This is a genomic window from Jiangella endophytica (genome assembly GCF_003427025.1).
GTDB lineage: Bacteria > Actinomycetota > Actinomycetes > Jiangellales > Jiangellaceae > Jiangella > Jiangella endophytica.
The window spans coordinates 46980-73263 of sequence record NZ_QVAI01000003.1 but is presented as its reverse complement, the minus strand read 5'-3'; the positions used below and the strand labels follow the sequence as shown (position 1 = coordinate 73263).

Below are 26284 nucleotides of genomic sequence, written 5' to 3'. Positions count from 1 at the left end.
GGTCTACCTGGTGCGGTCTACCTGGTGCGGATGCGGTGCACACCGCCCAGCTGGGTGCCGGCGTAGAGCCAGCGTCCGTCCGGGCTGATCTCCAGCGACACCACGTTGAGGTTCTGCAGGCCGTTGGACACGTTCACCCAGGTGCGACCGCCGTCGGTGCTGCGCAGCACCCCGCGGCCGCCCTTGATCAGGCCGTTCGCGCTGAACTGGCTGGTCGCGGCGTACCAGGTGTCCGCGTCGGCCGGCGAGACGATCAGGTCGCCGACGAGCATCGGCACGCCGCCCGCGTCGGCGGCGCCGAACGTCTGCCCGCCGTCGTCGCTGACCTGGATGGCGGTGCCGCCGGCCACGATCCGCTCGCCGTCGGCCACGACGGAGCTCACCTGGCCGTCGGCGACCTTCCGCACCGTCCGCCCGAAGTCGTCGGAGCGGTACAGGCCGGACGCGCTGCCCAGCCAGAGCCCGTCCGGGTCGGCCGGGTCCAGGGCGACGGTGGTGAACATCTCGTCGTGGAACTGCTTGCGCCAGGTCTGGCCGCCGTCGGCGGTGACGTAGAGCCCGACGCCGCCGAGGCTCCAGAACGGGATCACGACGCGGCCGGCATCGGCCGGTGAGACGGCGAGGTCGAACGGCACCTCGTTGGTCCGGCTGAGGAACTCCCACTCCTGGCCGCCGTCGGTGCTGCGGTACACCCAGAACTGCGACAGCGCGTCCTTGCGGATCTTCCACACCGTCCGCGGGTCCTGCGGGTCGACGGCGATCTGTGCGACCCGGGTGCCGATGTACGCCTCGTAGCCCGACAGCCCCCACTCGGTACCGCCGGCCTGCAGCTTGGGCCGGGTGGGCAGGTCCGTGGCGTAGACGTCGTAGTCCGTGCCGGCGAGCAGCGTCGGCGTGCCGCGGTCGACGATCTCCAGGTCGTAGGGCGTGGCCGCCTGGACGCCGATGCGCTGCGGGTTGGAGCCGTCGTCCTCGGCGGTGAACAGCCCGGCGTTCGGCGACGACCACAGCAGGCCACCGGCCCATGGGACGAGGTCGTCCTCGACGGCGCCGGCCACCGGCTGGGGCAGCTGCGTCCAGGTCGTCCCGCCGTCGCGGCTGACGTGCTGCACCGGTCGGTAGGTGGTGACCATCAGCAGCTCGCCGCTCAGGACGATGTCGAGCGCACCGCCATTGGGGATCTCGTAGTTCACGTCCCAGCTGCGGCCGCCGTCGTGCGAGCCGATGACGACGTCGTCGACGAGGAGCGCGAGCAGGTCGTCGTCGGCGGCGATGCCCTCGACGTACCCCTCGTCGACCTTGTAGATCTGCTCGGTGCCGGTCGGGTCGCCGGTGAGCAGCCCGCGGACCGCCCAGACCCCGTCGAGGTTCGCCACGAACAGGTCGTCGCCCGAGACGGCGGCGCCGGTCAGCTCGCTGCCGGCCAGGTTGGCGTGACTGACCCAGGTGTCGCCGCGGTCGTGGCTGACCAGCAGCGCGGCAGCGGTGACGGCCACCAGCACCTGCGTCTGCGGGTCGCTGACCAGCGCGATCGTGGAGACGTCGGGAACGTCGAGCTGCTCCCAGGTGTCGCCGCCGTCCTCGGTGCGCAGGATGCGTCCCCGGTAGGCCGGGTCGGCGACGGTGTCGAGGAACCCGCCGGTGGAGCCGTTGACCGCGTACCACATGACATCGGGGTCGTCGGCGGCGACGACGAGGTTGCCGTTGCCGGTGCCGCCGGCGACGGGCAGCCGGTTGTGCTGGCGCCAGGTCTCGCCGCCGTCGTCGGTGGTCCACGGCCCGGCCTTCATGTACTGCGTGACGGCGGCGACGTCCGGGTCGGCGGGAGTCGTCGCGATGGGCCCGGAGCCGGAGTTCGGGCCGATCGGCTGCCAGGCGGCCGGGTTGTTCGAGTTGCCGACCGGAGCGGTGACCTCGAACGTCGCCGAGCCGATGAGCCCGGCGCCGGACTCCGTCGTCGCGGCGACGTCGACGGCGTAGGCCCCGACACGCGGCCCGGTCAGGGCGGCGCGGTACCAGCTGCCGTGGTCGTGCTCGGCCTGGACGGTGACCGGGCGGCCGCGCGGCGGGGTCACCGTCACGGTCGGCGGCTCGCTCAGCGGGCCGGGCGTCCAGATGAACGCCTCGCTCGCGCCGTCGCTGGGGTCGGGCGACGTCTGCACGACGAGGCCGCGCGCGGCCAGCAGGTAGGGCACCCGGACCTCGGTGCCGTCGCCGGCGGTGGCGACGATCCATCCGGCCAGGTCGGCGTCCTGCTCCGGCCGGTCCGCCGAGACGGCGACCTCGACGTCGAGCTCGCCGCCGGCCGGGATGGTCGCCTGGGCCGGCGTGACGGTGGCCGTGCCGGCGCTGCCGGGTGCGGAACGCGCCGTCAACGCGACCGTGACGTCGGCGCCGGACGTGTTGCGCAGCGTGGTGCTGCCGGTGTCGCCGATGGTCGTCGTGGTGAGGTCGGCCAGGCCGAGCGACACCGAGGCCGGCGAGGCGATCAGGTCGGCGGCCGCGGCCGCGGCGACGTCGAGCCGTCCAGCACCGGCGATGGTGGGCCCCGCCTCGACCGGCGCCGACGATCCGGTGAGCCGGGCGTTCACGTCGCCGACGACGTCGTCGGGCCGCAACTGGCGCAGGAGCGCCGCGGCGCCCGCGACGTGCGGGGCGGCCATGCTGGTGCCGGAGAGCCGGTACTGGCCGGGCTCCCACCAGGCCGTCGGGATGGCCGACATGATCTCGAAGCCCGGCGCGACGAGGTCGGGCTCGATCGAGTAGTCCGGCGACGGGCCGCGCGAGCTGAACGCGAGCACCTGGTCGGTGACGTCCTCACCGGAGATCTCGACGCTGACCGGGCCGGCCGCGAGGTCGCGCTTCAGCACGTCCCACTGCGACTCGAGCAGGCTCATGACGACGAGCCGGTCCAGCCGGAAGTCGTCGCCGGAGATCGCGTTGCTGGGCAGCGGGACGTCGACGACGCCGGGCTCGGCCGCGGCGCTCTCGAGGGCCGACGGTGCGCCCGGGTCCTCGCCCATCAGCACCGGGCCGCCGAAGTTGTCGATGTAGGCCAGCAGCGCGATCGCGCCGCGCTCCTCGGCCAGCCGGGCCTGCTCGATCATCCACGGCGCGACGTCGGTGACGTTGGCCGGGAGGTTCTGCCGGTAGGCGACCACCTTGCCGGTGACGTCACCGACGCGGTCGTAGTCCTCCTCGTCGCCGTCGCCGACGTCGACCAGCTCGCCGACGGCCGGCGTCGTGGGCGCCGACGCGGAGAACGGCACCCGGTAGGTGGCGATCGGCTCCTCGCGCGGCGCCGCCAGCCGAGCCGTCGGCAGCACGAGGGCGCTCGCGGACGCGCCGACCGACAGGACGCCGTCGGCCAGCGCCGGGCTGCCCATGGTGTGCGCGCCGGGGCCGGAGTTGCCGGCCGACGCGACCACGACGACGCCGGCCTCGGTCGCGGCGGTCGCCGCGAGGCCGAGCGGGTCGGTGCCGTCGCCGGGGCCGCCGAGGCTCATGTTGACCACGTCGGCCCGGTAGGGGTTGTCCGGGTCGGTGGCGGCCTCGAGCCCGGCGATGATGTCGGACTCCCAGCCCTCGCCGCGCGCGTTCATCACCTTGTAGGCGGTCAGCTGCGCGCCCGGCGCGACGCCGGTGACGGGAGCGGCGGAGTCGCCGGTGCCGGCGATGATGCCGGCGACGTGCGTGCCATGGCCGTTGTCGTCCATGGGGTCGTCGTCGCCGTTGGCGAAGTCGTGGCCGGCGACGACCTTGTGGCCCTCGCCGAACCCGCCGCCCAGCGACGGGTGGGTGTAGTCGACGCCGGAGTCGAGGACGGCGACGATGGTGCCGGTGCCGTCGGCGGGGCCGCCGGCCGGCGCTTCCTGCTCCCACACCTCGGGGGCGCCGACGAGCGGGACGCTCACGTCCGTCGTGGCCTTGACCCGCTCGTCCGGGACGACCTCGGCGACCCCGGGCAGCCGGCGCAGCGCGTCGACGTCGTCGGCCTGGACGGTGAGCGCGACGGCGTGGACCAGGCCGGTGAACTCGTGCTCGACCTGAGCCTCGATGCCCCGCGCGTCCGCGGCGGCGAGCATGGTGCCCTGGGCGCGGGCGGCCGCGGTCGCCGCCTGGGCGCTGTCCAGCTGCGCGGCGAGCTCGGCAGGCGCTCCGGGCTCGCCGTCGGGGCCGGCCATGAGGACGATGACACGGGTCTCCTGGTCGGCCGCCGGGTCGGTCTCGGCGGCCGCGCCGGCGGCGAAGGGGGTCAGGCCCGCTGCGGCGAGGGCGACGGCAAGGGCGGCGCCGGATCCGGCGCGGAGTCGTCGAGCAATCATCATGCTCCCGAGGTCAGACCGCGGCCGGGGGTTGCCGCGGTTGTGCCACATTCGTAACGGCTGTGACTCCGTGTATCAATGGCTGTAGCTGGCCGGTTGCGGCCGGTGGCACAGTTCGGCCAGATTGGGGCGATGACGACGGACGACGCCTCCTCGCTCGCACCCGTGGGCCTCGGCCCGTTCGACGAGGAGGTCTACCGAGCCCTCCTGACCTGCGTCGACGCGACGCCCGCCGCGCTCGCCGAGCAACTGGGCCAGCCCGAGAACCGGGTCGACCGCGCGTGCGGCCGGCTGCGCGCGCTCGGCCTGGTCATCCGGATGTCCGGACGACGGCGGCGCTACACCGCCGTCGACCCCGAGGCCGCGCTCGACGCTCTGGTGCGCGAGCGCACCGGTGAGCTGGACCAGGTGCGCGGCTCCGCCCTCGCGCTCTCCTCGATGTTCCACGCCGCCCGCCGCCAGGCCGGCGACGGCAGCACGATCGAGCTGCTCAACGGTCCTGAGGAGCAGGGCCGCTGGTTCGTCCGCCTGCAGCACCAGGTGCGCTCGGAGATGATGGTGCTGGACCGCCCGCCGTACGTGCTGGCCGCCGTCAACCCGGTCGAGCCGGTACGACTCGACAGCGGCGTGCACTGGAGGGCCATCTACGCGCCCGAGGCGCTGGAGATCCCCGGCGCGATGGACGAGATCGACGACCTCACGCGGCGCGGCGAACAGGGCCGCGTCCTGCCCGGGCTGCCGCTGAAGCTGGCGATCGCCGACCGCCGCATCGCGCTGCTGCCGCTCTCGATGGAGGTGGGGCACGCCCAGGGGCTGGTGATCCGCGAGTCCACCCTGCTCGACGCGCTGGTGGAGCTGTTCGAGGTGTACTGGGCGCGGGCGACCCCGCTGGCATCGCCGTCCGCGCCGGGGCTCACCCGCGAGGCCGGCGACGCCGCCGGCGAGGTGCCGGACGAGGACCGGCAGCTGGTGCAGCTGCTGGCGGCCGGGCTGACGGACAACGCCATCGCGCGGCAGCTGGGGCTGTCGACGCGGACGATGCGGCGGCGCACCCGGCGGCTGTTCGACCAGTTGCAGGCGACGAACCGGTTCCAGGCCGGGATCCAGGCCGCTCGGCGCGGCTGGTGGTGAACGGACCGCGAGTGTCGCGGCCGCATGCCAGGATGGTGCGCCGTGCCACGGAATCGAGTCACCGCCCGCCGGGCCGCCGTCGTCGTCGCGGGACTGGTGCTGCTGACCGGCTGCGGCGGTGACGACGACGGCCCGCCCACGGCGGCGAGCGAGTCGCCGTCGACCGACCCGACGCCCGGCCCGACCCTGGAGCCGACCCAGGAGCCGACCTCGGCGCCGACCTCGGCCGCGCCCGCGGAGACCGGACCGGCGGGCGATGCCGGCCTCGCGGCGCTGGACCCGTGCGCGATGGTCGACGCGGCCGGTGCCGGGTCGCTCGGGCTGACCGGCGGCGAGGCCGAGACCCTCGGCGAGGCGCGGGTCTGCCGGTACCGGTTCGAGGGGCCGACGCTCAACGAGAGCTTCACCGTGTCGGTCGAGCTGTTCGAGACGTACGGGCCCGCCGACATCGTCGCGACGGACGTCCAGGCGCTGGCGCCGATCGGGGACCACGAGGCCGTCACGTTCACCGGCACCACCGGGGGCTGCGTGGTCAGCCTCGGCGTCAGCGAGACGTCGCGCCTCGACGCCACCGCCGTCGGCGGCGACCCGGCGCTGGCCTGCGAGCACGCGACCCAGCTGGCCGCGCTGGCCGAACCGGCGCTGCCCTGACGGGTCGCCCTGGTCGCGACCGCGGACCTACTCGGGCGTCCCGTTCGGCTCGCCTCGCCGGGCGAGGCTCTGGCGCTGCCCCGTGTGCACGTCGGCCACCCATTCCCAGCCGGGCTCGGCCGCCGGGCCGATTCTCGGGTCGTCGGGTTCCCGGCCGTCGCGCAGGGCGTGCACGTACGCGCGGTCCAGGTCGATGCGCGCGCGCAGCTGATCGGCCGTGCCGACGGATCCGTGACCCGGGACCACGACCTCGACGTCGTCTGCCACGTCCTCGAGCAGCCGCAGCCCGGCGAGGTAGTCGTCGATCGGGTCGGCGGTGCCGACGTCGAGCATGGGAACCAGGACATCGGACAGCATGTCGCCGGCGGCGAGCACTCCGCGCCCCTCGATCAGCAGCGCCGCATGGCCTGGAGCATGCGCGGGGTGCTCGATGATCCGGGCACGCGGGCCGTCCCACGGAACCTCCGCGGCTCCGGCGGGCAGGCCGGAGATGCGGCCGAAGGGGTCGAGCGGGATCTCGTCGGCGATCTCAGGCGGCAGCCCTTCGGCGAGGCGGTCCTGCCAGTCCGCGTTCGACAGCAGCTCTCGCAGGGAGGCCGCGCAGCGGGCGGTGCCGTAACGAGGCGCGTCGCCGAGGTCGGTGTGCCAGAGCGCGTGGTCCCAGTCAGGATGCGTCGCGAAGCCCGCCACGACCGGCTGGCCCAGTTCACGAAGGTCGTTCGCGAGGCAGGCCATCTCGTCGCCCGTGATGCCGGCGTCGACCACCAACACCCCGTCCCGTCCTTGCACGACAACGGTGTTGTTCCGGATGAGCTCGCTCTGGTGGACCAGCACACCCTCCGCGACCTGCGTCAACATGGGCTCGCCTCTCCCTCGTGGGTTGCCGCCGTTCGTCGGAGCGTAGTACCCCGTGGCGCGTCTCGGCCGTCGGCTAACGCACGCCCGTGGGCCGGAACTGGACGCTGATGCGCGGCCCCACCGGCTTGGCCGTCTTCGGGACGGCGTGCTCCCACGTGCGCTGGCAGGACCCGCCCATGACCAGGAGGTCGCCGTGGCCGACGGCGAAGCGGAGCGTGGCGCTGCCGCCGCCGCGCCGACGCAGCAGCAGCGCCCGCGGCGCGCCGAGCGAGACGATGGCGACCATGGTGTCCTCGGTGCGGCTGCGCCCGATGGTGTCGCCGTGCCAGGCGACGCTGTCGCGGCCGTCGCGGTAGAAGCACATGCCGGCGGTGGTGAACGGCTCGCCCAGTTCGGCCGCGTAGTGCCGGCTCAGCGCCGTGCGCGCCTCGGTGAGCAGGGGGTCGGGCAGCGGCTCGCCGTCGCCGTAGAAGCGCACCAGCCGCGGCACGTCGACCACCCGCTCGTACATGGTGCGCCGCTCGGCCCGCCACGGCACCGACTCGACCAGCCCGGTGAACAGCTGGTCGGACCCGCCGACCCACGCTCGCCGGACGTCGACCCAGGCGCCCTGGGTAAGCACCGTGCGCTCGACCAGCCCGCCGAGCGGACCCAGCGTGGCGCCGCCGGGGTCGTCGAGCAGGGAGGCTTGAAAAGCAACACTCATGCCTCGACACTAGCGGAACTCGAACGAATGTTCTACGCGCGCTCGATGCGCCGCCGCTTCCTGACGCGCATCGGCCGGTGGACCCTGAGGGTGATGGGTCCACCGGCCGGCGCCTGACGCGACCTAGCGCAAGGCGTACGCCTCCCACAACGTCTGGATAGTGGAGTTGCCCTCCACGTCGTCGGCGGCGGTCCGCAGTGCCACGAACCCGTTGGTCCGTGCCAGCGGCGGCACGGTGAAGCGCACCTGCCAGCCGCCCCGGGTGCCCTTCAGGACCCGCGTGTCGTGCCAGGTCGTGCCGCCGTCGAAACTCACCTGCACGGACGGACGGTTGATCTGCGGCGCGCCCGGCGCCTGGTGGAACGCGACGATCTCGACGGTGTGCCGCGTGCCGGCCGCGGCAGTGTTCTCGATGTCCACCGGCGTGACGTGGCGCAGGTAGATCATCGGCACGGGTTCGCCGCACGGCGCCGCGAAATACAGCTCGGGGATGCAGGTGACGCCGGGCGGCCGGTTGTCGCCGGCGGTACCGGACGTGAACGTCCATTCGTACTCGTTGCCGGAGGAGTCGGAGCCGGTGAGCGTGTACTGCCGGCTCTGCGCTGGCAGGACGTAGGCCCGGACCCGGTTCACGGTGGACGCGGGTATCACGTCGCCCACGGAGTCGGTGAGGACACCGTCCGGCATGGTCACGGTGCCGGCGGTGTGCTGCGGTTCCGCCCCGGGTGTGCGCTCCCCGAAGGAGTACAGGACGTCGCCCGCCCGGCAGAAGCTGCACCACCCGGTGGACTCGGCCGGACCGATGGCCCGCGGGCTGGTGAACCAGTGCTCCCCACGCCGCGACGGCGCCTCGAGAACGGTTGCGCCGCTGTCCTCCTTCGCGCGCTCGGTCTGCCAGCCCCGAGTCCATATGATGTCGGGCGAGACCGGTCCGATGTATTCGGTGAGGTTCACCGACTCATCGGCGATGCCGAGGTTGTCGAAGAGGCTACCTCCGATGATGTTCATCACGTCGGTACGTGCGACCGATTCCAACGAGATCACGGGTCCGAACTGCGCGGACCCCGTCCACGATCCCAGTCCGGCCGTGTCGTGCAGCCGCGACTCACGGACAGTGAGGTCACGGTCGGTGACCGTCTGGTCGATGTCGTCGGGGATCCCGCCGTAGAAGTGCTGAGCGAGCGTGTAGACGTACTCCATCCGCTGGTTCCGCGGACTGTCCACCTCGACCATCACACGGTCCCGCTCAAGGAGATCCCGCAGGTCAGCGGCGTTCTCAGCGGTCACCGACAGGTCGGGCAGCCCACCCGGCGCGCCGCTTTGGGCAGCGTAGCAGCGCCCGGCGTCGATGAAGTAGTCGTCGTGCGGGTCGAAGACGAGCGCCACAACGCCGGCATCGGCGGCCCGCTCGTACAGCTCGGGCTCGGTCGCACATCCGGTGACGGCGTTGAACGGCGCGACCAGAGCGAGCTTCCCCCGGGCGTCGATCCGCGAGAAATCGGCCGGCGACCCGGCTCCGACGTCCACGAGCTCGAACGTGTCTCCCTCGGCGGCCAGGTAGTCCTCCGCGACCAGCTTGGGCCCGTACTCCGTGCGCAGGTCGAGGCCCACCTTCGGCTGGGTCACCGCCATGGAGATCCGGGGCTGCTGGCGTTGCTGGGTGAGCAACGCATTGAACGCGCCGGTGGTTGCGGGCCACCGCGTGGGAGCCAGCCACATACCGGTGGTCAAGCCATCTCCTGCCAGGAAGTGGAGGTTCGTGAACCGCGTTCCGTCCGGCCGGATGCGCTGCTTGGTGACGGCCAGGTGCGCCAGTTCGGTGGGCCTGGGTGTGTCCGGTTCGATCCACGTCGCGTCGTCCACGTAGAGGTCGATCGTGGTGTCACCGTCCACGACCACCTCTGGTTCCACGAACCAGGTGTAACCCCCGCGCGAGTCCTTGAACTCGACAGCGTGGCCGTCGAGGAACCAGGTCCCTTCGGGCAGGTCGACGACGACGTCGCGCACCACGCACGACGGGTCCGCACAACCCTCGCCGCCAGAAGCCAGGGCCCGCGTGGCTCCACCGAGTCCGGTGACCGACGACAGGTAGAACTCGGCGTACGCGGTGGCCCAGCCCTGCGGAGCGATGGAGCGGGTTCCCGGACGGTGGTACCACCGTGACTGGTCCTGGCTGCCGTGGACCCGGATGGTCAGCCGTGCCGTGGGCACGGTCGCGTTCGGCTCGACGGCATCGGGCCGGGCCGCTCCGTCGAGCGTGATGGCGGCGACGCCGTCGGCCAACTCACGCGGCGCGTACGGCTGGTCGTCCGGGTCCTCGGTGACGGCATCCCAGAATGTCTCGCCCGACCCCGCCGCCACGGTGACCGTGGCCCGGTCTTCGGTGACCGTCCCCGGTACCGGCTCCGACCCGGGGAGCGCTTCGGCCCTGGCCGAGACGTCGGCGACGCCGACGGCACCGTTGAAGTACACCGTGACCGGGGTCGGGGCGCCGGTGTAGCCGTGCTCGATGAGGTAGCTGAGGTCGAAGAGGTGCGGATCGACTCTGCCCTCGTCGACCAGGCGCACGGTACCCGCCGGGTCGGCGACGAGGGCTGGTGCCTGACCCGGGGCCTCCTCGGCTCGGACCTGGAGGTCCGCGGCGGGCGCACCGTCAGGCGTTCCCGGCACCGAGACCTGATATTCACCGGCCGGCGTGGTGGTGACGTGGACCTCGTGACCGGTGATCAGGTGGATCACGCTGCTGGACGGTGCTCCGTCCGCGACCGGTTCGGTGTCCAGGGCCGGCAGGATCGTGCCGGCTTGCTGCCCCGCCGCGAACGCCGTGGCCGCCATCGGCAGCACCACCGCCGCCGTCAGCGCGGTCAAGGCCGCTCGCGATGCCCGTCGTCGTCGCACGTGTCCGATCCGCATCACAGGCTCCTGTCCAGGCCGGCCGGCGCGGCGCCGGTCAACGCGATGTCGTGGTGAGTGATGGCGTGCGGTGTCACGCTGAGGTCCGAGGCGTACGGCTCGTATCCGGTGACCTGCGCCTCGATCCGGTCGATGCCGTCCCCGGCGGCAAACAGCCAGAACGGTGCGCCGGTCACCCCCTGGTCGTCCAACTGCTGGCTCCAGACCACCGACTCCGGCGCCGAGCCCACGCGGATCCGCACGTTGGCCAGGCCTTCCCCGGTGGTGGCGTCGCGCACGCCACCGACGACCAGTCCGCCGTCCAACGGCACGCAGTCCCACGTGCCGAGGAACAGGTTGTCGAAGCCCCAGTAGCGGGAGTCGTCGCTGCCGGTGAAGGAGAACCGCACCCGTACGGCGTGCTGACCCGCCGCGCCCGGCAACTCGATGCTCTGCGTGCCGATCACGGTCTCCGTGCTCGCCGACCACACCGTGCTCCAGGTCCGCCCGTCGATCGAGTACTCGATCTCGGCGGACTGGCGCCGGGGTGCCCCCAGGTAGCGCATGTCCACGCGCAGCACCGGTGCGGAGTGATCGCTCAGATCGAACGCCGGAGAGGTCAGGGTGGCGTCGACGCGTCCCCGGGGCGCGGCGGCCGGATCGGCGATCGGAAACGCCCCTTGACCACCGGGCGGCTGTGGGCGCTGCCGCGGGTTGTCGAAGCGCCACGATCCGGCGAGGCCACCGACCAGCCACCCGTCTCGCGGCGCGTCACCGCTCCACCCGGTGAAGGCGCTCCGGTGGCCGGTTCTTCCGTATCCCGGCGCGGTGCACGCGTCCATGTCGGCGGCGATGATGTGATCGACCCGCACGGCGGTGTCGCCCACCGCGACGGACTCGAGGGTCGCCGGGTATCCCGGGTACACCGGGTCGACGGTCACGGAGTACTCCGCCTGCGCGGGCAGCGTCACCGTGTACTCGCCGGTGATCTGATCGGTGAAGAGCGACCCCTGCGGGACGCCCGCGACGGTGACCTCGGCGTGAACGGGCCAGCCGTGACCGGAACCGTCGGCGACTCGTCCGGTGACCGTCGTCATCGGCGCCGGGTCCAACGGCACGTCGACGGTCGTGACCTCACTCTCGACCACCGTCGCGGCCGCCGTGTCCTCGACATAGCCGTAGGCCGACGCGGTGATCTGGTACTCCCCAGCGGGCAGGCCGGCGCGATACTGCCCGGACGCGTCCGCGGCGACGGTGCGGTCGATCGGGTGCGTGGCCGGGCCCCCGACCACACGCACGCGCGCCGCGGCGACCGGGGCGCCCGTCACGCGGTCGGTGACGGTTCCGGTCAACACTCCCACCGTCCGCCCGGTGACCATGGCGAGCGCGTCGAGGCGCCCCTCGCCGTAGACGTTGTTGTCCTCGCCGTCACCGCCGCACTGGGCGTCCTCGGTGTTCACGGCGGTCGTGTCCAGCAGGTCCCGGGTCGCCTGGAGGTCACCGACCAGGTCCGGTGCGGCCGACCACAGCAGCGCGACGGCACCGGCCACATGCGGGGCCGCCATCGACGTGCCGCTCGCCAGAGCGTAACGGCCGCCGGGGTAGGCCGATCTCACGTTCACGCCGGGGGCGGACAGATTCGGCTTGATCTCACCGTCCTGGCCCGCGCCCCGGGAGGAGAACGAGGCGATCGTGTTCTGGACGTCGTAGGCGCCGACCGAGTAGTTCGCGGTCCTCCCACCCGGCGCGGTGGACGTCCGGCAGGCTGGTCCGCTGTTGCCGTTCGACCAGACCCCGAAGATTCCCGCGGCGGCCCACGCGGCCGTCACGTTGTCGTACCAGGAGTCGGCGGACGATCCACCACCCCACGAGTTGTTGATGATGTCGGGCCGCATCGACGGGTCGGCGCCCGTGCCGTCGATCCTGGTCGGTGCCAGCATCCACTGACCGGCCGCCATCAGGTGCTCTCCCCCGCACGAGTCGGTCATGCAGCCCTTCGCCGCGATCCAGGTGGCCCCGGGTGCCACGCCGACCTGGTTGGCTCCGCCATCGGCGCCCACCATCGTGCCCATCGTGTGAGTCCCGTGACCCTGGTTGTCGCACGCGGCGCTCACGCAGGTGCCGGTGGGATCGAACCAGGCATAGTCGTGGTCGAACGAACCCGCACCCCGGTTGCCGCGATACTGGTTCACCAACACCGGGTGGTCGAACTGGACGCCGGTGTCGATGTTGCCCACGACGATGCCGCTGCCGTCGATGCCGTCGGCCCAGACGTCGTCGGCGTTGATGTCGGCGATCCCCCACTCGACCGCGTTCGTCCGGAAGGCGCCGTCGTCGAGCGTCACCTCCGGCTCCGGAAGGTCGAAGGTCTCCGGTGCCGAGAGCTCGCCGACCTCCGGTCGCACGGCCACCTCCGACGCCACCTCGTACGGGGCGCCGGTGACGCGGATCGTGTTCGAGATCCAGTAGGACTCGTACTCCACGCCGCGGGCGTCGAGCAGGTCGGCGACGCCCGCCTGAGTCGTGGCCGCGGTCTCCTGGAGCCGCCGGACGACGAACTCGCCGCGCTCGGCCCAGTCCTCGATGTCATAGGCGGCGGAGAGATCGGCGTGCTCCTCGAAGCGCACCCAGAACTCCTGCGGCTTCTCCTCGGCGCCCTCGAACCGCTCCCGCAGTTCGGTGGTGAGCTTCTGGTCGGCCTGCGTGGCGGCCGACGTGGCCGGCTGCGCCGCGGCTGCCGGCGGGAGTGACGACAACGCCGCGAGGAGCATTGCCAGCAGCGTCAGTGCGAGTATCGCGTGCGGGCGACGGCGCCGCGCGCTGGTATCCACATCCATGGAGTAACGCCTGCCTTTCGGGCCCGGAACGGGGTCGCTGGGAGGTGGGGACGGGAGGGGCGAAAGCTCACAGAAGCACCCACCCTTCCGGCTCGGGACCTGGGTCGCCGGACGGTGCGGCCGCGTCGTGGAAGGACTCGTCTGCGCCCGCAACCGCCCCTGGGTCCCGGTCGTGCTCGGGTGGTGCATCGATCACCGCCGCGGGCGGGTCACGGGTCACGGGATCGCGCTCGTTCACGTGGTTCAGCGTCGCCGCAAGGATCCGGCGCTACCTATAGGGTGTTCGCCCTAGAATGCGGTCGCCGCAGCTCTGCGACGCGGCCGGCAGTCGCGATGGACACGGTTCAATTCGTCGCCACATCGGACTCGAACGAGATCAGCCCGGCGTCGTTCGCTGCCATGGCCGCGCCCGTGCGGGTGTTGACGCCGAGCTTGCGCATCGCGGTGCCGAGGTGGATGCCCACCGTCTTGGGCGACAGGAACAGCGCCTGTGCCGCCTCCCGGTTGGTCATTCCTTGCGCGACGAGTGTCAGGACGTCCTTCTCTCGCGGCGTGAGCGCGTCGCCGTACCCATGTGGTCCACCCTTCCAGGCCCGCGACACTCCGACGCCGTGCCGACGCAACACGCGAGCGATCCGGTCGGCGTCCCATCGGGCGCCGAGTTCGCGTAGCTGCCGCTCGGCCTGTGTCAGTCCCGCCACACCCTCGTCGGGCCTGCCCGCGTCCATCAGGCTCAGCCCCTGACGCTCGCGCGCGAGCAGGCCGTCGTAGGGCCGGGGCAGCTGTGCCCATCGTCGCGCCGCGTCGTCGAACAGGCCGGCCGCCCGGTCGTGGTCGCCGTGAGCACGGGCCATCAGCCCGGCGCACACGAGGAACGAGGCCGCCGGCGCGGGGGCGTCGCGGCCGACCAGCCCGCCGGCGTAGCGGGACACGAGATCCTCGGCCTGCGTGGTCCGTCCGATCGCGATCAGCGCCTCCACGTGGACCGGTGCGACATCCGCCGCCCACAGCCAGACCCCCTTGCGGCCCACCGCGTCCATGACCGGAGCGGTCAACGCCAGCGCACCATCCGGCGACTCGTCGGCCAGCCGGATCCGCGCCAGCGCCGCCGGGGCGACCATGTTGTCCGGGTAGATCGTGCCGGATCGAGCATTCTGCTCGGCCAAGGCGTCGAGCAGAGTCTCGGAGGCGGTCCGGTTACCGGCGGCCAGGTGGAGAAGAGCGGCGACCAACTGAACTCGCACGAGGGTAGGGTCGCGACGCACATCGGCGTCCACCAGCTCCTCCGTGGCGGTGAGCAGGCCATCCCAACGGCCCCTGTGCCAATCGAGTTGAAGCTGTAGCGAACAGGCCTGCGTCGCCAGCCGCCGATAGCCTGTCGCGTCGACGAAGCGCGAGGCCTGGGCCAGTCGCTCGTGTGACTCTACGTATCGGCCCCAGTGCAGCGAGGTCATCACGACGTTCAACAGACCCGAGGCGATCGCCCCCTGCTCGGCCCTGCTCGTCGTCGCGTCGACCGTCACCTCCTCCTGCTCCCAGCCCGCCTCCTCACCGACCAGCAGGAGCACGGTCTCTCGAAGGCGGGGCACACTTCGCGCCGGTTCCGGGCCGAGCGTGCGGGCCAGCTCCGTCGACCGGTCGAGCCACTGCAGGTGCCGGCCGATCGGCCAGTCAGGATGCATGGGCAGAGCGAGGTTGGCCATGGCCTTGACCGCGAGGCCCGGGCGATCGGTCAGGTCGGGGACGGCCGCCTGCCACTCCTCGAAGGCCTCCTGGTCACGATCGAGAATCCACAGCACATCTCCCAGTACGAGCCGCAGCTCACCTCGGTCGGCGGGCTCGCACCCGCCGGAGGCGAGCGCGGTGCGCAGGACCGCGACGACCTGGCCGGCGAACTCGCCCTGTGCGTCGCGCGCAACCGGCCAGGTCTCGCCGAGCAGGCGAGCGAGCCGGACCCGTCGGTCGGGGGGATGCTCGATCGAGGTGAGGAGCTCCAGCAACGTGACGAGCGCCATGCGGTCCTGTCCCGACTCCAGGAGCAGGCCGGCACTCGCCTCGACGTACCGGCACCAGGCATCGTCGTCGCCCGCTTCGCGGCAGTGCCGGGCAAGGCGCACCACCGGAGGTGGGTCGGCCCGGCGGAGAACCTCCGCGGCCCGGACGTGCATGCGGCGCCACTGCGGGGCGGCGATCGCCTCACCGATCGCCTGAGCATCCAGCGCATGTCGAAAGACGTACTGTCCGGGTCGCTGCACCTGCAGGATCCCGGAGGCCAGCGCGGCGGCGATGCCGGCATCGGCCTCCGCCTCGGTCAGACCGGCGACGGCGGACAGCATGGACTCATCGACCGGCTCGGCCAGCACCGCGGCGGCTTCGAGGACGAGCCGAGCGGGCGGCGGAAGACGTGCTGCCCTCTCCAGCACGGAGTCCCGCACGGTCGGCGGCACGTCGAGATCGTCGAGGACGCGGCGGATCCAGTGCCCTCCGTGCCACACGATGTCGTTCCGGTCGCGGAGGAGGCGGACGCATTCCTCGATGGCCAGCGGAATGCCGTCCGTATGGTCGCGGAGGAACGCGGCGAACTCCTCCGACACCTCGCCGCTGCCGAGCATCGCGCCGACCATGCGTCGAGTCTGTTCCACATCGAGCGGCTCGAGACGTTCGCGTCTGAACTTCATGCCCGGCCTGGGCCGCGACGTCAGGACCCGCAGCACCGACTGCGGCGGCACGTCGTTGGGTCGGTACGTGATGACGGTCGATGGGCCATGACCCTGGCCGCTCGTCACCGATATGAGCCACTCCAGCGTGGCGTTGTCCGCCCAGTGCGCATCCTCGACGACCACGATCTCGATGCCGAGTCGCTCCACGAGTTCGGTGATGGCCCGCAGAAGGCGATGCCGGGTCTCCTTCGGATCGTCCAGATGCTCCGGCGACGGCGGCAGAAACTCGGACCACTCCGGAAACAGCGGGCGCAGAGCTCCACCGAGCGCCGTCAGCTCGGCGGCCCGGACGCGGTCACCGTGCCGGCGCAACGCGTCCACCACGGGACCCAGCGGAAAGGGCTCGCGCAGAGGCGGACAGGTCACGACGAGAAGGCCGCGACGTGCGACGGACTCCGAGCGCACCATTTCGACCACGAGCCGTGACTTACCGATCCCCGGCTCGCCTTCGATGAGAACCATCGCGCGTTGGGTGCTCAGTGCGTCATTCGCCCAGGCGAGCACGGACTCTCGGCCGATCAGTTCCCGCACCGCGGGAGTGCCGAGCGCCGCCGCATCCTGCCGGTTCCGAGCCTGACTGGCGTCCACTGGGACCTCCCGCAGTTCGTCGTTGCGCGGTGACACGGGACACACAGGTGCGGAATCCGGGCAACGCACCGTGAACGGTGGCGGACATTATGGCGCATTTCGACGTCGCGCCGGTTTCGGACCGCCGGCGGCCGGGCGGGTCCGGCCGGTCACACTTTCGTCCCACCATCCGTCAGGAGAAGAACGTGCCGCTCCCGTCCGGGACGCGGCGAGAGGACCGTGACCCGGAGGCAACACTCATGCAGACCCTGACTCCGGCGTGGCGACAACGGCTGCTCGCCGGCGTGTGCGCCTGGATGGTCGCGTCGTTCACCGTCGGAGCGTTGACCAAGTTCTACTCCGGCGAAACGTTCTTCGGCCCGGCCTACTCGGTGAAGTTCGTGGAGTGGGGCTACCCGTCGTGGTTCCGGTTCGTCGTCGGCGCCGGCGAGCTCGTCGGCGCGGCGCTGCCGGTCTCGCCGCGACGTCGTTTCCTGGGCGCCGCGCCCCTCCTGGTCATCACCGCCGGAGCCACCGTGACCCATCTGGCCCATCAGGACCCGATCGGCGAGGCGGCGTCGGCGCCCGTGCACATGGTGCTGGCAGGGATCGTGGCCTGGGTCAACCGACCTCGTGATCGGAGCGATCTGTGGCCGCGTCCGGAGCGGGACGGCGCCCGTCGCCGGCGTACCGCGGCCGGACCGGCCGGACGGTAGACCTGCGCGGTGATGCCGCCGGGGAACGTGCGCGCCTCGGCGAGCTCGAGCGCCACGTCCGGGCCGTCGTCAGGGAACAGCCGGGTGCCCCGGCCGACGACGACCGGATAGGTGAGCAGCGTCAGCTCGTCGACCAGCCGCTGCTCGAGCAGCCAGCGGATCAGCGCGCCGCTGCCGTGCACCTGCAGCTCGCCGCCCTGCGCGGCCTTCAGCTCCCGCACCGCGGCCGCGAGGTCGCCGGACAGCACGGTGGTGTCCGCGCACGACGCGCCGGCGAGGGTCGACGAGGCGACGTACTTCGGCCGCGGGTTCAGCGCCGTCCAGATGGGGCTGTCGCCCGGGTCGGCCCACGTCCCCCACGAGGCGGCGAAGATCTCGTAGGTGCGCCGGACGAACAGGAACGCGCCGGCGCGCGCGTACACGGCGCCGAGGAACGCCTCGGCCTCGCCCTCGAACAGCGGCAACGCCCAGCCGCCGCGGTCGAACCCGTCGCGGCGGTCCTCGTCGGCCCCGCCGAGCCCCTGCATCACGCCGTCGACGGACACGCTGGTGACGGTGGTCAGCTTTGTGATCGCCCTCCTCCGGGACGCCGCTGGCGGGCGGCCTCACCCCTGCCACGAACGCCGCGGCCCGGTTTCGACGCCGCCCCCGGATATTCTTCGCGACGTGCCCCATGACGTCGTCTGGTGGGAGATCGAGACGCCCGACCCCGCCGGTACGCAGGCGTTCTACGGGGCGTTGTTCGGCTGGACCTTCGAGCGCGCCTTCGACGGCCCGGAGTCCGAGCTCGGCCGCGACTACTGGATCGTGCGGCACGACGACGCCGGCATCGGCGGACTACAGCGCGCCGCCACCGGTCAGCCCGCGCCGGCCGCGGGCGTGCGGCTCTACGTCGAGGTCGACGACCTGGAGGCGACTCTCACGCGGGCGAACGATCTGGGAGCGACGGTCGAGCGTGGCCGCATGCTGCTCGGCGGCGACGACTTCTGGTGCGCCACCGTCCGCGACCCGCAGGGGGTCTCGCTCGGCCTCTGGACGTCGCGCCCCGCCGTCGAACGGCCTCTGGACGGGGCGCGCCCGGCCCGGCCAGGATGAGCGCGACCCGTGGACCGCCGCGAAGGAGCCGACATGACCGTTCTCGCCGACCTGCTCGACGCCGTCGCCGGCGGCCGCATCGAGGTGCTCGACCTCACCGCGCCGCTCAGCGACCAGACGCCCATCCTGCAGCTGCCCGAGCCGTTCGGCCAGACCGTCCCGTTCCAGCTGCACGAGATCAGCCGCTACGACGACCGCGGCCCGGCCTGGTATTGGAACAACATCACCACCGGCGAGCACACCGGAACGCATTTCGACGCGCCCGTGCACTGGGTCACGGGACGCGACGGCGAGGACGTCGCGCAGGTGCCGCTCCCCCGGCTGATCGCGCCGGCCGCCGTCGTCGACGTCGCGGAGCAGGCGGCGGCCGACCCCGACTTCCTGCTGGAGATCGAGCACGTCAAGGCGTGGGAGGCCGACCACGGCCCGCTGCCCGACGGCGGCTGGCTGCTGCTGCGCACCGGCTGGGACGCGCGGTCCGCCGACCAGGACGCGTTCCTCAACGCGAACGAGACCGGCCCGCACACGCCCGGTGTCAGCGTCGACTGCGCCCGCTGGCTGGCCGACGTCGCGCCGATCCTCGGCCTCGGCGTCGAGACCGTCGGCACCGACGCCGGCGCGGCCCACTCGTTCGACCCGGCGTTCCCGTGTCACTCCTTCCTGCTCGGCGCCGGCAAGTACGGGCTGACCCAGCTGCAGAACCTCGACCGGCTGCCGCCGACCGGCGCGGTCGTGGTCGCGGCGCCGCTGCCGATCGCCGGCGGGTCCGGCAGCCCGGCGCGCGTGCTGGCGCTGGTCGAGCGCTGATGCTGGTCGGCGAGGCGGTCGGCCGGGCGCTCGCTCAGCTCGGCGTCCGGCAGGCGTTCGGCGTGGTCGGCAGCGGCAACTTCCACGTCACGAACGCGCTGGCCGACGGCGGCACGCGGTTCGTCGCGACCCGGCACGAGGGCGGCGCGGCGACCATGGCCGACGCCTACGCGCGGATGAGCGGCGAGGTCGCCGCCGTGACCGTCCACCAGGGCTGCGGGCTCACCAACGCGCTGACCGGTATCGCCGAGGCGGCCAAGAGCCGCACGCCGCTGCTGGTGCTGGCCGCCGAGGCCACCGTCCCCGGCTCGAACTTCTTCGTCGACCAGCCCTCCCTCGCCTCCGCCGTGGGGGCGGCGACGGTGCGCGTGGCCTCAGCCGAGACCGCGCTCGGCGACGTCGCCCGGGCGTACGCGCTGGCCCGCCACGAGCGCCGCACGGTCGTCGTCAATCTCCCGCTCGACGTGCAGGGGCTGCCGGTCGACGACGGCGCCCACGTGCGACCCGTCGCGGCGCCCGCTCCCCCGCCGCCGCCCGACGTGACCGAGCTGGCCGCACTGCTCGCGTCCGCCCGGCGGCCCGTGCTGATCGCCGGACGGGGCGCGCGGCACGCCCGCGCGGAGCTGCTGGCGCTGGCCGACGCGTGCGGCGCGCTGGTGGCCACGTCCGCCGTCGCGAAGGGGCTGTTCCACGGCAGCCCGTGGTCGCTGGACGTGTCCGGCGGATTCGCGTCGCCGCTGGCCGCGTCGCTGATCACCGGCGCCGACGTCGTCGTCGGGTTCGGCTGCGCACTGAACATGTGGACGCTGCGGCACGGCCGGCTGATCGGGCCGTCCGCCCGGGTCGCCCAGGTGGACGTCGACGCCGACGCGATCGGCCGCCACCAGGCCGTCGAGGTGGGCGTCGCCGGCGACAGCGCCGTGGTGGCGTCCGCGCTGACGGTGGCGCTGGACGGCCCGCGCCCCGGCTACCGCGACGACGAGCTGCGGACCCGGCTGGCCGCACAGGTCCGCTGGCGCGACGTCGCGTACGACGACTGGGGCGGCGGCGGGCGGATCGACCCGCGCACGCTGACCATCGCGTTGGACGACCTGCTGCCGGACGAACGCGTCGTCGCCGTCGACTCCGGCAACTTCATGGGCTACCCGAGCATGTTCCTGTCCGTCCCGGACGAGCACGGGTTCTGCTTCACGCAGGCGTTCCAGTCGATCGGACTCGGCTTGGCGACGGCGATCGGCGCCGCGCTGGCCCGGCCGGACCGGCTGCCGGTCGCCGCACTGGGCGACGGCGGCGCGCTGATGGCGGCGGCCGAGCTGGACACCGCCCGGCGGCTCGGCCTGCCCATGGTGGTCGTGGTCTACAACGACGACGCGTACGGCGCCGAGGTGCACCACTTCGCCGGCGGCGAGCCGCTGGACGCCGTCACGTTCCCGGACACCGACATCGCCGCGGTCGGCGCCGGCTACGGGTTCGACGCGGTGACGGTCCGGTCGCCCGCCGACCTCGGCGGGGTCCGGTCCTGGCTGGACGGCGACCGCGGCCGGCCCCTGCTGGTCGACGCGAAGGTCGCCGCGCCGCGCGGCGCCTGGTGGCTGGAGGAGGCCTTCCGCGGCCACTGACCGCCGCCGGGACGAGCTCCGACGGCATGGGACCACGCCGCGAACACCGTGACCGAGCCCACGCCCGATCCGGGTTCAATTACGAGACTGCCGGGTCTAGTATCTAGTTCCGGAACTCATCAGTCTCGGAAAGCCCACCGGAGTCGTCATGACCCTCGCATCGCCCGACACCGAGTCCGCCACCTCGACCAAGCACCGGCGCCGCTGGGCGACGCTCGCCGTGCTGTCGCTGAGCCTCGTCCTCATCGGCATGGACACCACCGTCCTCAACACCGCCATCCCGACCATGCAGCGCGACCTCGGCGCGAGCGCCAGCGAGCTGCAGTGGATCATCGACGCCTACACGCTCGCGTTCGCCGGGTTGCTGCTGACCGCCGGCGCGTGGGGCGACAAGTACGGCCGCAAGGTCGCGCTGGCCGCCGGCCTGGTCGTCTTCGGCGCGGCCAGCGTCTGGGGCGCGACTGCGGGCGACGCGGGCACCGTCATCGCGGCCCGGACGGTGATGGGCCTCGGCGGCGCACTGATCATGCCGAGCACGCTGTCGATCCTCATCGACGTGTTCCGCGACCCGATGGAGCGCAAGCGGGCCATCGGCGTCTGGGCGGCGATGGCCGGCATCGGCATCGCCGGCGGCCCGGCCGTCGGCGGCTGGCTGCTGGAGCACTTCTGGTGGGGTTCCGCGCTGATGATCAACGTCCCGGTCGTCGCCGTCGCGCTGCTGCTCGGGCTCTGGCTGGTGCCGGAGTCGCGCGACCGCAGGTCGCCGCGGCTGGACCTGGTCGGTGCCGCACTGTCGTGCGCCGGGCTGGTCGCGCTGGTGTGGGCGCTGATCGAGGCGCCGGAGCGGGGCTGGACGAGCGGCGTCACGCTGGGCGCCGTCGCGGCGTCGCTGGCGATCCTGGCCGGTTTCGTGCTCTGGGAGCGCCGGCACCCGCACCCGATGCTCCCGGTCGGGTTCTTCCTGAACCGCCGCTTCAGCGTGCCCGCGATCTCCATCACGCTGGTCTTCTTCGCGATGATGGGCGCTGCGTTCTTCCTCTCCGTCTACCTGCAGACGGTGCTCGGCTACACGCCGCTCGAGGCGGGCCTGCGGATCCTGCCGCTGGCCATCGGGCTGGTCCTCGGCGCCCCGGCGGCCATGGCCGTCGCGCAGCGGGTCGGTGAGAAGTGGCCGACGGTGGTCGGGCTGGCGCTGCTCGCGGTGTCGTTCTGGGTCTTCAGCGGGACGACGGTCGACAGCGGCTACGCGCCGCGCGGCCTCACCGCGACGATCGTCATGGGCTTCGGCATGGCCTTCGCGATGGGACCGGCGACGGAGTCGGTCATGGGCGCCGTGCCGCGGGCCAAGGCCGGCGTCGGCTCGGCCGTCAACGACACCGTGCGCCAGGTCGGCGGCGCGCTCGGCGTCGCGGTGCTGATCTCCGTGCTGAACTCGGTCTACGCTGCGCAGGTGGACGATGCCGCCGCCCAGCTGCCCGCCGACGCCGCGCATGCGGCCGAGGACAGCATCCAGGGCGCCTACGCCATCGCCGGAGAGCTGCCCGCCGAGTCCGCCGCCGCCCTCGTCCACGCCGCCGACGCCGCCTTCGTCGACGCCATGACCACGACGACCGCCGTCGCCGGCGTCGTCGTCCTGATCGGCGCGCTGGTCGCGCTGCTCTGGCTGCCCAGCCACGCCCGCGACGAACGCGCCTCGGATGAGCCGCACTGAGCCTCGTCGTGGCCGGCCGCGCGACCCGGAGGCGGACCGCCGCATCCGGGAGGCCGCGGCCGGCCTGCTGCTGGAGCGCGGCATCGACGGCATGACGGTCGACGCGGTCGCGGAGCGGGCCGGCGTCGGCAAGGCGACGCTGTACCGGCGCTGGTCCGGCAAGGACGAGCTGGTGCTGGCCGCCGCCGAGGCGCTGTTCGCCCTGGAGGTGCGGGTCCCCGACACCGGCACGCTGCTCGGCGACCTGACCGAGGTCTACACCGACCTGCTCCGGCTGGCCGGCAGCGACGAGGGCCGGGCGTTCTTCCGGCTGGCCGCGACGGAGGCCGGCCGCGACCCCCGGATGGGCGAGCTGTACCGCATCTCACTGGCCGGCCGGCTGGCCGAGGTCAGCGAGATCTTCGACCGAGCGATCGGCCGTGGCGAGCTGCCGCCCGACGTCGACCGCCAGCTGATGTTCGACTGGCCGGCCGGTGTGATCGTCATGCGCATCCTCACCGATATGCCGCTCCCCGGGGTGGACGAGGCGGCCGCGATGGCCCACGCGACGGTCCACGGTTTCGGCGCACGATGACCGCCACGCTCGTCGTCCGCGCCCGCCGGGCCCTGGTCGGCGACGAGCTGCGGCCGGCCACCGTCGTGGTGCGCGACGGCGTCGTGGCCGCGGTGGCGCCCCTCGACGCGCGGCTCGCTCCCGACGTCGAGCTGGCCCCCGACGAGGTCCTCCTCCCCGGGCTGGTCGACACGCACGTGCACGTCGACGAGCCCGGCCGCACGGAGTGGGAGGGGTTCGAGACGGCGACGGCCGCGGCCCTGGCGGCCGGCGTGACCACGCTCGTCGACATGCCGCTCAACTCGCTGCCGCCGACGCTGACGGCGGACGCGCTCGCGGCGAAGCGGCGGGCCGCGGCCGGGCGGTGCCGGGTCGACGTCGGGTTCTGGGGCGGGGTGACGCCGGACAGCCTCGGCGCGCTGCCGGACCTGCTCGACGCCGGCGTGCCCGGGGTGAAGTGCTTCCTCAGCGACTCCGGCGTGCCGGAGTTCCCGCCGCTGTCGCTCGCGGACCTGGAGCGGGCGGCGGCGATCGTCGCCAGCCGGAGCGGGCTGCTGCTGGTACACGCCGAGGACCCGGACCTGCTGGCGTCCGCCCCCGCGCCGCGCGGCCCCGGCTATGCCGCGTTCGTCGCGTCGCGCCCGGCCGCTGCCGAGGCCACGGCGATCGAGAACGTCGTCGCGGCCGCCGGGCGCACCGGCTGCCGCGTCCATGTCGTGCACGTGTCGTCGGCCGCCGGGGCCGGCGTGGTCCGCGCCGCCAAGGCCGCCGGTGTCGCCGTCACCGCCGAGACCTGCCCGCACTACCTCTTCTTCGCCGCCGAGAAGATCCCCGACGGCGCGCCGCTCTTCAAATGCTGTCCGCCGATCCGCGGGCGCGCCGACCAGGACGCGTTGTGGGCCGCCCTGCTCGACGGCACCCTCGACGCCGTGGTCAGCGACCACTCCCCGGCGCCGCCGGAGCTGAAGGAGCTGGTCACCGGCGACCTCGGCCGCGCGTGGGGCGGCATCGCGTCGCTGCAGTTCGCCTTCGCCGCCACGCTGACGGCCGCGGCGGAGCGGGGCGTGCCGACGGCCCGCGTGGTCCGGTGGATGGCGAGCGCTCCCGCGGACCTCGCCGGGCTGCGGGCCAAGGGCCGGATCGCCCCGGGCGCCGACGCCGACCTCGTCGTCCTCGCCCCGGACGAGACCTTCGTCGTGCGCCCGGATCTCGTCCGGCACCGCCATCCGCTGACGCCGTATGAGGGGCGCCGGCTGCGCGGCGTCGTGCGCCGGGTGTGGCTGCGCGGCGCCGAGCCGGGCTCCGAGGTCAGCACCGGCCGGCTGCTGGGGGCGACGGACCAGCGCTGATGCGCCATGATGCGGAGATGACCTCCGGCCTGGCGGTCCTGAACGAGCTGGCCCGGCCCGCGGCGCTCGACGTGCTGCGGCAGTGCTGCGCGGCCCGGGCGTGGGCCGGCGCCGTCGTCGCCGGCCGGCCGTACGACACCACCGGCGCGCTGCTCGCCGCGTCCGACGCCACCGTCGCGACCCTCGGCCCGGCCGCGCTGGACGAGGCTCTCGCCGGGCATCCGCGCATCGGCGAACGCACGGCCCACGGGTCGTGGTCGGCGGCCGAGCAGAGCGGCCTGAGCGGCGCCGGCGACGACGTCCAGCGGCGGCTCTCGACCGGCAACCACGCCTACGAGGAGCGCTTCGGCCACGTCTACCTGGTGCGCGCGGCGGGCCGGTCGGCCGCGGAGCTGCTGGCCCTGCTCGAGTCCCGGCTCGGCAACGACCCGGACACCGAGCGCGAGGTCGTGCGGGGCCAGCTGGCCGAGATCACCCGGCTCCGGCTGGCGGCGCTGCTGGACCGGCTGACCACCGAGGGAGACGATCGGACGACATGAGCGCGACGGTGAGCACGCACGTCCTGGACGCCGCCGCCGGGCGGCCCGCCATCGGAGTCCCGGTGGTGCTCACCCGCTGGGACGGCACCGTCCTGGCCAACGGCGTCACCGACGCCGACGGCCGGGTGCCCGCGCTGGCCGACGCCGTCGTCCACGCGGGCGACCACCGCATCACCTTCGCCACCGGGGTGTGGTTCGCGCGCACGGGGTGCACCGGCTTCTACCCCGAGGTGGTCGTCGCGTTCACCGTCGCCGACGGCGAGCACCACCACGTCCCGCTGCTGCTCGCCCCGTACGCGTACTCGACCTACCGCGGGAGCTGACATGGCGATCGTCCTCGGCCCCAGCCAGTACGGCAAGGCGGAGAACCGCATCGTGCGGATCTACCGCGACACGCCGCGGCACGAGATCAAGGACGTGACGGTGTCGACGACGCTGCGCGGCGACTTCGCCGAGGCGTACACGGTCGGCGACCAGTCGCGCGTGCTGCCCACGGACTCGCAGAAGCAGACCTGCTATGCCTTCGCCAAATCGCACGGCATCGACCAGATCGAGACGTACGCGCTCGCGCTGGCCCGGCACTTCGTCGACACGATCGGCCCGGTCGAGCTGGCCCGCGTCACCGTCGACGAGCACGCCTGGGTCCGCGTCGGCGATCACGACCACACCTGGGTGCGGGCCGGCCAGGAGACCAGGACGACCACGGTGACGGCGGACGGGTCCGGCGCGTGGGTGCTGTCCGGGTTCCGCGACCTGGTGCTGCTGAAGTCGACGGGGTCGCGGTTCGAGGGCTTCCTCGAGGACGAGTACACGGTGCTCGAGCCGACCACGGACCGGGTGATGGCGACGTCGCTGGCGGCGTGGTGGCGGCCGGCGCAGTCCCCCGCCGACTTCGGCGCCGTCTACGACGGGGTCAGGGCGGTCATGACGCGCACGTACGCGGAGCTGGAGTCGCTGGCGCTGCAGCAGACGCTGTTCGCCATGGGCCGGGCCGCGCTGGAGGCGTACCCGGCGCTCGCCGAGGTGCGGCTGTCGGCGCCGAACAGGCACCACTTCCTGTACGACCTGGCGCCGTTCGGCCTGGAGAACCGCGGCGAGGTGTTCCACGCCGACGACCGCCCGTACGGCCTGATCCAGGCGACGGCCGCCCGCGACGACGCCCCGCCCGCCGGCCCGGCCTGGCACGACTTCCCGGACCTGCCGTGACC

Annotated in this window: 17 protein-coding genes and 2 pseudogenes; 12 read left to right on the top strand and 7 right to left on the bottom strand. The window is 73.1% G+C overall.

Going from position 1 to position 26284, the window contains the following annotated elements:
- Window positions 1-17: 17 nt before the first annotated feature.
- Window positions 18-4328, bottom strand: coding sequence for a S8 family serine peptidase (locus tag DZA62_RS37170; protein WP_198663508.1), 4311 nt, complete (start codon window positions 4326-4328; stop codon window positions 18-20).
- Between the two features lie 129 nt (window positions 4329-4457).
- On the opposite strand from DZA62_RS37170, the gene DZA62_RS07290 reads away from it, so the two are divergent.
- Together DZA62_RS07290 and DZA62_RS07285 are read left to right on the top strand one after the other, a co-directional pair.
- Window positions 4458-5456 (top strand): helix-turn-helix domain-containing protein, encoded by a 999-nt coding sequence (locus tag DZA62_RS07290; RefSeq protein ID WP_198663507.1) that lies wholly within the window; start codon window positions 4458-4460, stop codon window positions 5454-5456.
- Between the two features lie 42 nt (window positions 5457-5498).
- Window positions 5499-6107, top strand: coding sequence for a DUF3558 family protein (locus DZA62_RS07285; RefSeq protein ID WP_157987530.1), 609 nt, complete (start codon window positions 5499-5501; stop codon window positions 6105-6107).
- Between the two features lie 27 nt (window positions 6108-6134).
- Here DZA62_RS07285 and DZA62_RS07280 read toward each other — a convergent pair whose 3' ends face one another.
- The 5 genes from DZA62_RS07280 to DZA62_RS07260 all read right to left on the bottom strand — a co-directional run bounded on the left by DZA62_RS07280 (window position 6135) and on the right by DZA62_RS07260 (window position 16708).
- Window positions 6135-6965: an MBL fold metallo-hydrolase gene (locus DZA62_RS07280; protein ID WP_116948222.1), complete on the bottom strand. Its 831-nt coding sequence runs from the start codon at window positions 6963-6965 to the stop codon at window positions 6135-6137.
- Window positions 6966-7038: 73 nt separating this feature from the next.
- Window positions 7039-7671 (bottom strand): alpha-ketoglutarate-dependent dioxygenase AlkB, encoded by a 633-nt coding sequence (locus DZA62_RS07275; RefSeq protein ID WP_116948221.1) that lies wholly within the window; start codon window positions 7669-7671, stop codon window positions 7039-7041.
- A gap of 123 nt (window positions 7672-7794) precedes the next feature.
- On the bottom strand, window positions 7795-10584 hold the full coding sequence (locus tag DZA62_RS07270) for a hypothetical protein (RefSeq protein ID WP_198663506.1): 2790 nt from the start codon (window positions 10582-10584) through the stop codon (window positions 7795-7797).
- Window positions 10584-13400: a S8 family serine peptidase gene (locus DZA62_RS07265; protein ID WP_157987529.1), complete on the bottom strand. Its 2817-nt coding sequence runs from the start codon at window positions 13398-13400 to the stop codon at window positions 10584-10586. Before DZA62_RS07265 ends, DZA62_RS07270 begins: the two co-directional genes overlap by 1 nt.
- Window positions 13401-13744: 344 nt before the next feature.
- The gene (locus DZA62_RS07260; RefSeq protein WP_198663505.1) at window positions 13745-16708 is read right to left on the bottom strand and encodes a helix-turn-helix transcriptional regulator; all 2964 of its coding nucleotides are present in this window, start codon (window positions 16706-16708) and stop codon (window positions 13745-13747) included.
- 89 nt (window positions 16709-16797) lie between these two features.
- Here DZA62_RS07260 and DZA62_RS37525 point away from each other — a divergent pair.
- A pseudogene (locus tag DZA62_RS37525) lies at window positions 16798-17232 on the top strand (DoxX family protein); the annotation flags it as partial.
- Between the two features lie 76 nt (window positions 17233-17308).
- Here DZA62_RS37525 and DZA62_RS07250 read toward each other — a convergent pair.
- Window positions 17309-17930 (bottom strand): annotated as a pseudogene (locus tag DZA62_RS07250) (dihydrofolate reductase family protein).
- A gap of 139 nt (window positions 17931-18069) precedes the next feature.
- Here DZA62_RS07250 and DZA62_RS07245 point away from each other — a divergent pair.
- From DZA62_RS07245 to pucL, 9 genes are all read left to right on the top strand, one after another.
- Complete coding sequence (locus tag DZA62_RS07245) at window positions 18070-18498, top strand: VOC family protein (RefSeq protein ID WP_116948217.1); 429 nt, start codon at window positions 18070-18072, stop codon at window positions 18496-18498.
- Between the two features lie 33 nt (window positions 18499-18531).
- Window positions 18532-19305 carry a cyclase family protein gene (locus tag DZA62_RS07240; RefSeq protein ID WP_116948590.1) on the top strand — a complete coding sequence of 258 codons (774 nt, stop codon included), beginning with the start codon at window positions 18532-18534 and terminating at the stop codon, window positions 19303-19305.
- Window positions 19305-20924 (top strand): thiamine pyrophosphate-binding protein, encoded by a 1620-nt coding sequence (locus tag DZA62_RS07235; RefSeq protein ID WP_116948216.1) that lies wholly within the window; start codon window positions 19305-19307, stop codon window positions 20922-20924. Before DZA62_RS07240 ends, DZA62_RS07235 begins: the two co-directional genes overlap by 1 nt.
- 148 nt (window positions 20925-21072) lie before the next feature.
- Window positions 21073-22635, top strand: a complete 1563-nt coding sequence (locus DZA62_RS07230) for an MFS transporter (protein ID WP_116948215.1) — start codon at window positions 21073-21075, stop codon at window positions 22633-22635.
- Entirely contained in the window at window positions 22622-23209 is a 588-nt protein-coding gene (locus tag DZA62_RS07225) for a TetR/AcrR family transcriptional regulator (RefSeq protein ID WP_116948214.1), read from the top strand. Before DZA62_RS07230 ends, DZA62_RS07225 begins: the two co-directional genes overlap by 14 nt.
- On the top strand, window positions 23206-24537 hold the full coding sequence (allB, locus tag DZA62_RS07220; protein WP_116948213.1) for an allantoinase AllB: 1332 nt from the start codon (window positions 23206-23208) through the stop codon (window positions 24535-24537). Before DZA62_RS07225 ends, allB begins: the two co-directional genes overlap by 4 nt.
- A 17-nt stretch (window positions 24538-24554) precedes the next feature.
- On the top strand, window positions 24555-25076 hold the full coding sequence (gene uraD / locus DZA62_RS07215) for a 2-oxo-4-hydroxy-4-carboxy-5-ureidoimidazoline decarboxylase (protein WP_116948212.1): 522 nt from the start codon (window positions 24555-24557) through the stop codon (window positions 25074-25076).
- Complete coding sequence (gene uraH, locus DZA62_RS07210) at window positions 25073-25399, top strand: hydroxyisourate hydrolase (RefSeq protein WP_116948211.1); 327 nt, start codon at window positions 25073-25075, stop codon at window positions 25397-25399. Before uraD ends, uraH begins: the two co-directional genes overlap by 4 nt.
- A 1-nt stretch (window position 25400) precedes the next feature.
- Window positions 25401-26282, top strand: a complete 882-nt coding sequence (pucL, locus tag DZA62_RS07205; protein ID WP_116948210.1) for a factor-independent urate hydroxylase — start codon at window positions 25401-25403, stop codon at window positions 26280-26282.
- The last annotated feature ends 2 nt before the right edge of the window (window positions 26283-26284 follow it).